At 56.4% G+C, this 12,918-nt stretch carries 8 protein-coding genes; 3 read left to right on the top strand and 5 right to left on the bottom strand.

Annotated elements, in window-relative coordinates; all coding sequences use genetic code 11:
* Positions 1-170: 170 nt before the first annotated feature.
* The 3 genes from SH573x_RS20720 to SH573x_RS20710 form a co-directional block, all read right to left on the bottom strand.
* The gene (locus SH573x_RS20720; protein WP_479349673.1) at positions 171-2,480 is read right to left on the bottom strand and encodes an ABC transporter permease; all 2,310 of its coding nucleotides are present in this window, start codon (positions 2,478-2,480) and stop codon (positions 171-173) included.
* Between the two features lie 102 nt (positions 2,481-2,582).
* Positions 2,583-3,737 carry an HlyD family secretion protein gene (locus SH573x_RS20715; RefSeq protein ID WP_479349672.1) on the bottom strand — a complete coding sequence of 385 codons (1,155 nt, stop codon included), beginning with the start codon at positions 3,735-3,737 and terminating at the stop codon, positions 2,583-2,585.
* Positions 3,738-3,848: 111 nt separating this feature from the next.
* Positions 3,849-6,065, bottom strand: a complete 2,217-nt coding sequence (locus SH573x_RS20710; protein WP_479349670.1) for a hypothetical protein — start codon at positions 6,063-6,065, stop codon at positions 3,849-3,851.
* 263 nt (positions 6,066-6,328) lie between these two features.
* Here SH573x_RS20710 and mnmG point away from each other — a divergent pair, with 263 nt between their 5' ends.
* The gene (gene mnmG, locus SH573x_RS20705; protein WP_479349669.1) at positions 6,329-8,155 is read left to right on the top strand and encodes a tRNA uridine-5-carboxymethylaminomethyl(34) synthesis enzyme MnmG; all 1,827 of its coding nucleotides are present in this window, start codon (positions 6,329-6,331) and stop codon (positions 8,153-8,155) included.
* Positions 8,156-8,255: 100 nt separating this feature from the next.
* On the opposite strand, the gene SH573x_RS20700 is transcribed toward mnmG, so the two are convergent.
* Positions 8,256-9,104 carry a rhomboid family intramembrane serine protease gene (locus tag SH573x_RS20700; protein WP_479349668.1) on the bottom strand — a complete coding sequence of 283 codons (849 nt, stop codon included), beginning with the start codon at positions 9,102-9,104 and terminating at the stop codon, positions 8,256-8,258.
* Positions 9,105-9,258: 154 nt separating this feature from the next.
* Positions 9,259-10,161, bottom strand: coding sequence for a dihydrodipicolinate synthase family protein (locus SH573x_RS20695; protein WP_479349666.1), 903 nt, complete (start codon positions 10,159-10,161; stop codon positions 9,259-9,261).
* Between the two features lie 250 nt (positions 10,162-10,411).
* On the opposite strand from SH573x_RS20695, the gene SH573x_RS20690 reads away from it, so the two are divergent.
* Complete coding sequence (locus tag SH573x_RS20690) at positions 10,412-11,707, top strand: phenylacetate--CoA ligase family protein (protein ID WP_479349665.1); 1,296 nt, start codon at positions 10,412-10,414, stop codon at positions 11,705-11,707.
* Between the two features lie 6 nt (positions 11,708-11,713).
* On the top strand, positions 11,714-12,865 hold the full coding sequence (locus SH573x_RS20685) for a glycosyltransferase (RefSeq protein ID WP_479349664.1): 1,152 nt from the start codon (positions 11,714-11,716) through the stop codon (positions 12,863-12,865).
* Positions 12,866-12,918 lie beyond the last annotated feature (53 nt).

The following is a 12,918-nucleotide window of genomic DNA, read 5'->3' as shown; positions in this document are numbered from 1 at the left end:
GAGCCTTAGCGAGATTCGGGAGGGGGCTTGGCAGTGCGAGTGGTTAGTACCGCAGGGGTCTTGCCTGGCGCTGTGCTCCCTCCCGCCGACGACGGCTAAACGCCGCGTCGGCGACCTCCCCCGCTGCGCGGGAGAGGTGACTGCGCGGGGGAGGTGACCGTCACCTCTCCTCAGGCCAATTGCTTTCTAAAGCGTGTGATGCTCAAGGTCAATATCACCACGCAGCACAGGCTCAACCCACCGATCCATGGGAGCAGATCGACCAGGTCCGCGCCTCGGAGGACGACTCCGCGTAGGATCTCGATGAAGTAAGTCACAGGGATGGTGAAAGTGAGCCAGTAGATCGGTGTTGGCATCTCTGCCCGCGGGAACATGAAACCGGATAGAAGTACCGACGGTAACATGATTACAAAGGCAAACTGTAACGCTTCGACTTGCGTCTTAGCCACGGTTGATACCAACAAGCCCAGGCCTAAACTACACACGATAAATAACATCGATAACGTCACCAGCAAAATGATGCTGCCACGCACGGGCACGCCAAACACGTAAATCATCACCGTTAAAACGATCAGCACTTCGACCAGGCCGACCACTGCGTACGGCACTAGTTTGCCCAGCAGCAATCCAGCTCGACTGACGGGTGTTACGAATAGTTGCTCGAGCGTACCTGCTTCGCGCTCGCGGACCACGGTAAACGAAGTTAGAAAGAGGGTTACCAATTGCAAGATGATGCCGATCAAGCCCGGCACAAAGAAATAGGCGCTTTCTAAATCCGGGTTGTACAGCAAGCGTGAGCGGATATCGATGGGAATAGCCATCGTGCCAAACTGATCGCGAGCCGGCGCGAACTGAATGGCTTCGCCCTTGCGCCGCGCCAGTCCCAGCGACATGTTGATCCCCAATAGGTTTGCTGAATTGAGCGCTGTCGTGGCAACTTGAGAATCGCTGCCGTCGATCAACACTTGCACTTGCGTCTGCCTGCCGACTAGTAGTTGATCGCTGTAGTCGACGGGAATTACGATGCCCACCTTGGCTCGGCCCGAAGTGAGCGCGCGTTGAAAACTTTCTTGATCATGCAGTCGAGCGACGATTTTGAATTGCCGCGTGTTGACGAAGGTATCGACCAACTCGCGAGCGGCCGAGCGACCATCCAGATCCATGACCACCGTGGGTATATTTTCAATCTGAGTATTGATGGCCCAACCGAAGATGATCGTCTGCATCACTGGCACGACTAACATAAAGAAGAGCGTTGTCGGCTGGCGCCGGATATGAAAGAACTCTTTAATCAACACCGCCATCAAACCCGAAAGTGGTCCTCCAGAGAGCTGTTTGGTGCGCGGCGTTGAGGTGAATGGCACATGCGTGTCGGCTAAATTGCCAGGTGGCTCGGTCGCCATCGCCTCAGAGGCGATGGTAGTTGTAGCATTCTGCTCGTTCACGTCGGCAGGCGCAGGCACGCCAGGTGTGATCGATTCCGAAGTGGTCGCCTGCGTCGTATGTACGCGAATCGTTTCGGGCGAAGGTGCACTGCGCTGACGTCGCTCATCGGCGGCTGTCGTCAAGGTCACGAAGACATCTTCCAGGGATGGTTCGATCGAACGCAACTTGACCAGTCCCCACGCAGCGGCCAGTTCCTGCTGCAAGCGTTCCATCGACCACTGTTGATCAGCCAGTAAATGGATGGTCTCACCAAACAGCGTGGCATCCTGGACGCCCGACCAGGCTCGCAGTTGCGATAGTTTTTCGGCTGGATGCTCGACGGCGATTTCGTAACGCGCGGACCCAGCCGGAGTAACTTCGGGCAGAGTCTTGAGATCATCGGTTTGACCGAGCACCAGCAGTTTTGATTGATATAAATAACCGATATCGGTACAGCGCTCGGCTTCGTCCATGTAGTGCGTGGTCACCAGCATGGTGACTTTCTGTGCCGACAGTTCGTACAGCAGATCCCATAACTGACGGCGCGCCACGGGGTCGATACCTGCCGTCGGTTCATCCAGAAATAGCACTTCGGGTTCATGGATCAACGAACAGGCCAGGGCCAAGCGTTGTTTCCACCCGCCCGACAAGTTACCGGCCAGCTTTTCAACGTACGGTTCAATGTGCGTTAGTGCAATTAATTCTTGTTTGCGCCGAGCCAATCGAGCGGAGCTCAGGCCGTAGATACGTCCATAGAAGTCGAGATTTTCGATCACTGATAGATCGTTATAGAGACTGAACTTCTGTGACATATAACCGATGCGCCGCTTGATCGCTTCCGCATCGTCGACAATATCTAAACCCAGAACCGTCCCGGATCCACCACTGGGTGGTAATACACCGCACAGCATACGAATGATCGTCGACTTACCACTCCCATTTGGCCCCAACAGACCAAAGATCGATCCCCTGTGGACATCAAACGAAACATCATCCACAGCCACAAAGCGGCCAAAGCTGCGCGAGAGATTCGAGGTATGAATGACTGATGACATAAGAGGTAATTCTGAGCCGAGGGCATAACTAAACCGAGGGCGTTAGCCCCGGTTCCTACGCACATCACCGCAACCGTTCAAAAAAGCGGGGCTAACCCATGGTTAAGGAACCGGGGCTAACGCCCTCGGCTTAGTTTGTTTTAACCAGACGTCGGCGGCCATGCCGGCTCGGAGCACGTTATCGGGGTCGTCTAGTTCTACTTTGATACGAAAGACTTGCTTGGCACGCTCTTCAGGAGTTTGCACGTTGCGCGGCGTGAACTCGGCTTGGGTGGCCACAAACGTCACTTGCCCATTAAAGGAATGATCCGGGAAGCTATCGACCGTTACGCGCAAGCGGGCATCGATGTTGATATTCAGCCGGTTTTCGGGCAGGTACGCTCTGACCCACTTGCGGCCAGTGTCCAGGATCGACAACACGGGTCCGCCGGGCGGCACGAGGTCGCCCGGACGGAGCTCGAGGGCCTCGATCACACCGGTGACTTCCGAACGCACTTCCAACTCTTTGAGCGCGGCCTCCACTGCGGCCACTCCCGCAGTCGCGGCTTGCACGGCTGCTTCCGCTTCGGCGATCTCTTCCTGGCGAAAACCGATCTCGGCCATCTTCAAGGCCTGCTTGGCCTGCTCCAGTTGCGCACGCGCCTCGGCCTTTTCCTCTTCACGCGTGCCCCGCTTGAGCAATTGCAGCTCTTCGGATCGCACGTGGTAAGCGGCATCGGTGACTTTGAATTCTTCCAGTGCGCGATCGACATCGTCGCGCGATACGTTGTTGGGATCGCGATTGTAGAGCGTTTGAATGCGATCGTTGGTTCGACTGGCTCGTTCCAGTTGGGCTTGAGCCAGCGTCAATCGCGATTCGGCTGCCGCAATCTCTTCGGCTCGCGGACCAGCGACCAGTTTATCAACCGTGGCTTTCAACCCATCCACTTTGGCCTGGGCCTGCGCGATCTCTTCAGGTCGCAGGCCGCTTTTGAGTCTTTGGTATGCCGCCAGACGCGCCGCATGATGGGCTTTGGCCTCAGCCAGTCGCTCGTTTAAGTCAAACGGCTCGAGCGTCAGCAGGACTTGCCCCTTGGTAACGGCTTGCCCTTCTTTGACCAGCACCTGGGCGACACGACCACCCACGCGCGAACCGACGCGCACTTGATCGGCCTCGATGTATCCTGAAACTTTATCAGGCGGTGTACGAAAGCGACTGGCAATCAATAGCCCGACAGATATCGCCAACACGACAAATAGAACCGCCAACCGCTGCATGCTCAAACTCCGAAGTGCTCGAAGCTGATGTTATAGCAGATCCACAATACGTCGGCAGTAACGCGAAGGTTGCAACCATGCAAGTTGCAGCACCGCAAGTGACTGGTGCCGCTATTGCTTCGGCGTAGTAGTATCGATGGGACGAAAACCTTGGATTCGTCCGCGCGGTGTCAGGCCGCGGAGGTTGATCGGCAATTCCAGTCGATGCTCTTGCTGATTGCCCGCGCGATCGATGGCTTGGATGCGCATGTAAACTTGTTCCGGCAACTTGGGATCAGCCTTCCATAAGTAGATACCGGTGTTGCGCAGGCCGCTGGCGATCGTAATCCAAGGGCCCGTCGGACGCTCGCTGAAAGCCAACGAGATCGGACGATCGTGCAAGTTGTCGTCGCTGGCCGAGTAGTCGATGACTAACATGCCAGCCTCATCACCTTCACCGTAAAGAGCACGTGTGACCTTCACCGTGGGCAAGCTGGTATCGACGTTGATCCACATGTCGGCCGGATCACCATCTTGAGGTCGATTGCTGACCATGCCGTTTTGGCCAATGATCACCATGCGGAAACCGAACAAGCCGTCGTCGCCAACTTGCACATCAAAGGGACTTTCGCGATCAGGATCGCTGCCCCAACGTTCCCAGGTAACGCCGCGATCGGTGGTGCCCCACAGTTCAATATCCGAGATGGCAATCCCGCGCAGCGATTCCACCGAGTAGTCCAGACTGAACGAACGACTGCGGCTGTGGTACGCATCTTTCGACGAACTTGAACTACCGTCACCGCTTTGCGATGCATCGATCGCATGGTTGTCCGTGGGCGCTGTTGGACGCTGCGCTGGTTGACTTTGCGTTGGCTGGGTTGTCGTTGGCTGAGTTGGTGGAGTATAGGGTGGAGCCGCCTGGTTGGTCGGCGGAGCGCCGCTCGCTGGGTTGAACTTGTCGACTATGGAATTGAGAGCGGGGCTGTCCGCTTGATCGAATGATGGCGCTTCATCTGCAGTGATGGACAACTGCGAAGGAGCGCTGGGCGTCTGGTTGTCGATTGGCGACTGCGAGTAAACAGGGCGACCCTGTGGCAGATCTTCTACCGCGGTCGGTGTCGGCAGCTCTTCAACTGCTTGAGCGCCTAGTCTTGCCTGGCTGAGCGGTTCTTGTTCATCGTTCAGTTGCAGGCCCGGTTGTTGATTACTGACCGTTAGTCCTAACTGCTTTGACGTTGATTTGTCCAATGCTTTGTCTGGCATCGAGGAAGCCGCTTCATTCGGGCTCGGACGAGTCCAACTGCGCGAGCTATTGCTGGTCGTGGAACTAGCACGGGTGCTCGATGGTTCCCAAGCGATGCCGCCTGCGGTGGGCATAAGTGGTTCGCTGAACGATTCAGCGGTGGGAGCCGCTGTGTTCTGTTGAGCTGTGTTCTGTTGAGCTGTGTTCTGTTGAGCTGTGTTCTGTTGAGCTGCGCCCAATTGCGCGATGCGGCTGCCTGCCTGGCGTGGCGACTGCGGTGATGTTGAGTGCGGCGTGCCTAACTGAGCAGCAGTGGTTGGCTGGCCGAGGGTTTGTGCCTTGGCATTGGCCCGTTGGCTGGCCAGTTGCATGCCGGTGTTGGCTTGGGCCGTGCGAGGCGCGTTGTAGCGGGCAACCGTCTCGGTAACGTTTTGTGCTTTATCGGTAACGGAGATCTTCAGGTCTAACTCGCGACAGCGCGGCATCTCCACTTCAATGCTGCTGGTCCAGATCTCGCCGTCGCGTTTCAGGTTGCCAGGCCGAATCTCTTGCCAGTTGGATGACCCGTCCAGCGCGTACTCGAGTTTCACTCCATCGTCGGATAGATGATCTTCCGCAATTTTATAGTTGATCACCAGGCGGCCGGATGAATTCAGATCGGCACCTAGTTGGACTTGAGGTCGAGTGGTATCGACGTGAATGCGCATGGGTGGTGCGGCTGCCAGGGCACTGGCCCCAAAGTCATCGCGAGTTTGCACGGCGAACAGGTATTCGCCTTCGGCAGCGGCACGAAATTCAAATGAGCGTTTGTCAGGCGAATTGGTCGCGTACTTCAGCCACGATTGGCCGCGGTCAGGCGAGACCCACAAATTGACTTCGCTGGGCAAACGTCCTGTTCGATCAACTTCGAAAGGAATCGCAAAGTGGGCAGATTGGACATACTGAATCGGGACTGAATCAAGCTGCAGATTGCCCTGCAGACCGCCCGGTACCGTCAACATGGACGAAGCGTCTTGTGCTAGCAATGGTTGCCCCAACGAGGTACCTACGGCCAGCAGACCAGCCAAAGCGGCGGACCAAGCGCGTTTCCAGTGCTTTTTGTGCATGCGACAGCTTCCATCCATGAATGCTGGCAAAAAGTAGGATTATCCCACCTACGTAGCCACTTCCGAAAAGATCGGTTGTCAGAGTAAATTAGCTTGAACGAATACCTAATAGTAGCCTTTCGTTTAAGTGCGTTAGCTGCTTGGTCGTAGCGGAAGCCGTCAAGGCTTTCGAACCGAAATGCTTGACGCATTCCGCTACCGAAGTGCTTGACGCGTTCCGCTATGGGTGATCCAGGTTAAGATGAAGAGCAAAGAATTTTCAAATGCATGCTGAATATCAGTACGATGTGGTGGTGATCGGTGCCGGTCACGCTGGAACCGAAGCAGCCGCGGCGGCGGCGCGGCTGGGTGCTAGCGTTGCGCTGCTGACCAGCAACCTAGACACCGTCGGCCAGATGAGCTGCAACCCGGCCATTGGCGGCGTGGCGAAAGGCCAGATCGTGCGCGAAGTTGACGCCTTGGGCGGATTGATGGCCCAGGCCATCGATGCCACGGGCATTCAGTTTCGCATGCTCAATCGCCGCAAAGGCGCGGCCATGCACAGCCCACGGGCGCAAGCCGACAAGAAGCTGTACCAACTCGAAATTAAACGCACAATCGAAGAGTATCCAGGGCTGTCTTTGTGCCAGGAGCAAGTCGAAGACTTAATCATCGAAGCGCTGCCTCGCAACGATGAGGGCTTCGATCAACGGATCGTCGGCGTGAAGGTCCGCGGCGAGGCCGTCTATCGAGCCAGCGCGGTCGTGATTACTACGGGCACTTTTCTGCAAGCACTGATGCACACCGGCGAAGCCAAGACCGCGGGCGGCCGAGCTGGTGAAGGCACCTCCGCGGGGCTCAGTGGTGCTCTGTCACGCATCGGGATGCAACTGGACCGCTTCAAGACCGGCACGCCACCGCGGCTGAGCGCCAAAACGATCGACTTTGCCGCGACCGAACTGCAACCTGGCGATGACGATCCCCAACCATTTTCATTTTTGAGCAGCGGCATCACGCAGTCGCAGATGCCGTGCTACATCACTTTCACCAACGAACAAGTCCACGAGGTGATTCGCCAGAACTTGCATCGTGCCCCCATGTATAGCGGGCAGATCAATTCGCGCGGGCCGCGCTACTGCCCTTCGATCGAAGACAAGATTGTGCGCTTTGCCGACAAGGACCGACATCAACTGTTCCTGGAACCCGAAGGTCGCAGCACGCAAGAAGTTTACGTTAACGGTATCTCGACCAGTTTGCCACGCGATGTACAAGACACGATCTTGCGCATGATTCCGGGTTTGGAGCGCGCTCAAATTATGCGTTACGGCTACGCAGTCGAATACGATTTCTGCCCGCCGGATCAATTGCAGCCGAGCTTGGAAACTAAACGCGTCAGCGGTTTGTTTTTGGCTGGCCAGATTAATGGCACCACCGGTTATGAAGAGGCCGCTTGCCAAGGACTGGTGGCCGGCGCTAACGCTGCCTTGAAGGTGGCTGGCAAGTCGCCTTTGACGGTGTCGCGCGATCAAGCGTACATTGGCGTTCTATTAGATGACCTAGTGACCCGGGGTGTGGACGAACCTTATCGCATGTTTACCAGCCGCGCGGAGTTTCGTTTATTGTTGCGTCAAGACAATGCCGATCGACGCTTGACGCGCATGGCCGCCCAGATTGGCTTGGTCTCACATGAGCGACTCGAGCGACTCGAGGCCAAAGAAACTGCTATCACGCAAGCCATCGGCATGCTGGAAGCAGCCCGCATCGATGAAGTTAACGGTGTGAAGTATCTGCGTCGTAGCGAAATAGGTTGGCCAGAGATCTGCGCTTTGGTGCCTCAGCTGGAGCAGTTCAGCGAAGAAGTCGCCTTCCAAGTGCTACACGATGTGAAGTATGAAGGCTACGTCAATCGCCAACAGCAACAAGTTGATCGTCAACGTCGTCTGGCTGATAAACTGATTCCCGCGACCTTTGATTACGAAGCCATATCCGGTTTGCGTATCGAAGCCAAACAGAAATTCACGCGCATTCGCCCAGTGAGTCTGGACCAGGCCACGCGCATCAGTGGCATTACACCGGCCGATGTAGCCTTGGTGCTGGCGCATTTGCGCTAGCGTCTCCTTTCGCTCCGCGAAAGGCAAAGCGGCAGAGTTGGTTCAGCAATCTCTTGGGGTAGGGGATAAAGAAGAGCCTTTCGCGGAGCGAAAGAAGACATTAGCCCCTGCGCTTGCGGACTTTTTCGCTGTACTTTTCCATGAACTTTCGTTCTTTGCGGGTGAGGCTGCTTTCGCCCGAGCGATGGATCTTGACGAGCAAGCGATCGAATTCTTGCTCTTCACGCGACGCCGACATGGCATCGTCTTCGCCAGTATGTACCCGCAGTTTCGGGCGGCGTTTGAAGACGTTGCCCAGCTGGCTGAGGTTCTCGAGGAAGCCGAGATTGATGCCTGAGTAAAAGTAAGCCGTCGCGCACACTACGCCAGCCAGGTGGACATCGTAGGCGACTTGCCGACTGGTGCCGGCCAGGTTGGCGATTACCGTCAGCACGCCCAGCAACCAGGCTTTCACCGGCACGATGCCCCACAACATGATGATCGTGTGGGGAAAGTTGTAAACGAACAGCATGACCACACCGACGACTGCTCCGGACGCGCCGCGCACATTGCCGCCAATCATGCCCGGCGCAATCACGCGCAGCAAACAAAAGGCTAAGCCCGATAGGACGATCGTGACTACGTAAAACCGCAAGAATTCCCAACGTCCGTAGCGGGCTTCCACCGACTGACCCAAGAAGTACAAGGTCAGCATGTTGAACAGCAAGTGCATGATGTCACCATGCACAAAGCCATAGGTAAAAAAGCGGTACCACTGCAGGGGGTGCACCAAATCATCAGCCCGCAGCGCCAGGAAATCGGAAAAGGCGTTATCGCGATTGGTGAGCAAGAAGTTCAAGGCCAGCATAATCGAGTTGACGACGATCAAATTGGTGACCATCGACGCGCGATCCCAGGGCCGAAACGTCGGCTCATCGTCGCGATAATAATTGCGATCGTAAATTCCCATAGCCGCTCGCAGTAGAAATCAAACTCCAAACAGGCCCCCTGGCGGGCAGTCATCTAAAGGATATCGGCAGAATGCTCTCACCGGTAGCGGGCGGAACGATGGTCTCCTTTCGCTCCGCGAAAGGCAAATTCCCGTTTGTCGAGCCCAAAGAAGGTCAGCCAAACAGCGGCATGGCATCGACGCGGCGGCGCAGTTCCGTCAGCTGGGTGTCGGTCAGATTGACTTGCGGCAAACGACAGCCGCCCAGGTTAAAGCCCAGTCGATTCAGAATCGCTTTCATGGCGGAGTGAAACGGGTAGTCGTAAATCATCCGCACCATATCGACGGCTTGGCCTTGCAGGTCGGCGGCTGTCGCCATATCGCCACGCTCGTAGGCATTGATGATGCGTGCATATAGTGGAGAAGCAATATTGTAAGTACTACCGATCGCGGCTTTGCAACCCACGACCAGGGCCGATAGCAGCATCTCGTCGCAACCCCACATCATTTCATAGCGGCCACCTTCAAAGTGGATGCACTCTTGCAATTGGTGAACTTCGGTCGATGTAAACTTGATGCCAGCCAAATTTGGAATACGCGTGCTGGCTTGCTGCAAAAACTCGAGCATCTCCAGTCGAGCGCCCGTAAGCGCTGGAATGTGATAATAATAGAACGGCAACTCCGGCGCGCCGCCGGCAACCTCGGCCATGCAGTCGACCAAGGTTTCGACCGAGGTAATCTTGAAGTAGGATGGACAAGTGGCCGACACGGCGCTGGCGCCAATCGACTGGGCATGGGCCGCCAGCTCCGAGGCTTGACGCAAAGAGTTATGGCCAACTTGCACAAACACCGGCGCGCGACCAGCCACGGCTGTTATGTAGGACTGGGCAACTTGCATGCGCTCGGCGGTCGTCAGCGAGATACCTTCACCCGTACTGCCACACACATAGAACCCACTTATGCTACGCTTGAGCAGCCAATCCACCATCAATTCAATCGGCTCGAATCGTACCTCGCCGGTTTCGCTCATCGGCGTATAGGTGGCAGCAAACAGTCCCGCGTGTCGCACAAATGGCATCTCGGCTCCAATTGAGGTGATTTCGAATTATCGTTGACGTTAGGTCCCAAAGTTACCGCAATCGGCCGCGACTGAGAAGGGTAACCGACAAATGATCGGAAATCGATCAGCTACCCGCCTTTGGCATCTTGAGCTTTAATGTTTGTAATAATGACCGCCAGGGGTGGGCCAAGAGGGATGATTTGAGTGGACGGCCTTGGAGCGCCGTCCTACGTTCTTTAAAGTGCTTTGTGGGTAAACCTCGAACTACATGCAAACCGCCAGCCAAAAACGTTCCGGTGCCTTGGATCCGACTGCCAGCTGGCTTTGGTCAACCGCCATGTTGCGACAGTGGCAGCTGGATGCCCTCAACTCGCAGTTGTCCAACATCCTGCCCACCAACCGGTTTTATGCTCGGAAGTTTGGCGCACAGCATCTCCAACTAGCGAGTCTCGACGAGCTGTCGAGTTTGCCCCTGACGGAGAAGGACGAACTAGTCGCATCGCAACAGGCTTGCGGTCTTAGCGAACACCATACCTATGCGTCGTCAAATTATGTTCGTCTGCATCGCACCAGCGGCACCACCGGACAACCACTGATCATTCAGGACACTGCCGCCGATTGGCAGTGGTGGTCGGACACCTGGCAACATGTGTTAGCGGCGGGGGATGTTTCGGCCAGCGATCGCGTGTTCATGGCCTTTTCGTTCGGGCCTTTTATCGGTTTCTGGAGCGCCTATGAAGCTTGCGTGCAACTAGGAGCGAGATTGATTCCAGGTGGTGGCCTATCCACACTGGCGCGGCTGGAGTTTATGCGTCACTGCCAACCGACCGTGATCGCTTGCACACCTTCCTATGCACTGCAAATGGCCACGGTGGCCCAGCAGAATAGAATCGATCTCCGCGAGATTCCAGTGAAGCGCATTGTAGTTGCGGGTGAACCCGGTGGGAGCATCGCGGCGGTGCGCTCGCGCATCGAAGAACTGTGGAATGCCAACGTCATCGATCATTGTGGCGCGACCGAGATTGGCCCTTGGGGCTTTGGTTGGCCCAGCGGTGGTGGAGTGCATATTATCGAGACCAGCTTTATTGCGGAACTCTTGCCGGTCGAGCAATTGCCCGATAGCGATCTGCGCGAACTGGTACTGACCTCGTTGGGCCGCTGGGGCGCGCCGGTGATTCGCTATCGTACGGGCGACCTGGTGCGCGCGCAGAGCTCGCCCAACTCGCGCTGCAATTTCTTGTGGCTGGAGGGCGGTATAGTCGGCCGCGCCGATGATATGGTCGTCGTGCGCGGCGTGAACGTCTTTCCCAGTAGCATCGCTGCCGTAGTCGAGCGCTTCCCGGCTGTGGCCGAATACCGAGTAACCATCGGTCGTCGCGGACAATTAGATGATTTGAAACTCGAGCTCGAGACCGACGATCAAACAGCGCGCACGATCTGCCAACAATTGGATGTGGCGATCGGTCTGCGCATCGAGACTACCTTGCTGCCGACCGGTTCTCTGCCGCGCAGCGAAGGCAAAGCGCGGCGGTGGATCGATCTGCGCAACCAACAGGATAATTGAGTTGCCATGGATGGTTCAGTGCCTCAAATAGATTCACCTACTGCTCAAACAACCCGGCCGCGCAAATTGGCTCTGGTCATCCATGCGCTCCATGGTGGCGGCGCGGAACGCTTGATGAGCCAACTTGCCAGCCGCTGGAGCCAGGCTGGACACCAGGTGCATTTGATCACGCTGGCCGCCATTGACACCGACAAGTACTCTGTCGATTCCCAGGTCGTGCGGCATGGACTGGATCTGCTCAGCCACAGTCGCAATCCCTTCTCGGCTCTGGTTGCCAATTGGAAACGCGTGCGTGCGCTACGCGGAAAGTTGCGCGAGCTTCAGCCCGATTGGATGCTCAGCTTCTGCGATCGCACCAACATCGTGGCTATGACGGCCGCCTTGCCCCTGTCCTTGCCCAAGTGGATTGCTGAACACTCCGACCCTCAACAACAAGTGCTAGGACTGTTTTGGGAAGCCTGGCGGCAATGGTCTTATCGCGCTCTGGCTCGGCAACCTCAGGGCGGCTGCGTTGTGTTGACGCCAGCCATTGCCGAGTATTTTGGCGCTCGCTTCCCGGGCCTGCAGCTAGCCGTCATCCCGCCCGCGATTTCAATGTATCAATGGTCTAATACATTGATGCATGAGGCTACGTCGGGAGCTGGCCGACAACTATTGTTTTTAGGGCGTTTGAGTCCGGAGAAGAATGTACAGGAACTGTTGAAGGCTTGGCGAGAACTCGCCAAAGTTTTTCCGAATTGGCGACTGGCAATTGCGGGTGACGGGCCGGAGCGCGAGCGCTTGCTTTTAATTAGCCAACAGCTGTCGTTGGAGCGCGTCGAGTTTCTCGGGTGGGTGGCTGACCCCCAACCGCATTTGGCTGGCAGTGACTTGTTCATCTTGCCTTCGAAGTATGAAGGCTTTCCTGTGGCGTTGTTGGAAGCCATGGGTTCAGGAGTTGCCTGCGTTAGCACTCCGTGCAGTTCGGCGTTGGACCAGTTGGCCAGTGCCGGAGCTCTGCTCGTTAGTCAATCAAGTAAAGCTGACGCTATTGCTAGCACATTAGCCAAGCTGATGGCTGACGATGCGCGCCGCTTGGCAGCAGCCCAGCGCGGACGAGAGCTAGCGAAAAATTATGCATGGGAAGTGATTGGACTGCAGTGGGATCAGGTGTTGTAGAGCAGCTGTCCCCAGCTGCTCAGCACCCGGCAAGTCGTTCACCTGTACCATTG

Source organism: Rania fehmarnensis (assembly GCF_056494185.1).
The sequence above is the reverse complement of the archived record's forward strand: the minus strand, read 5'-3'. Positions and strand labels throughout refer to the sequence as shown.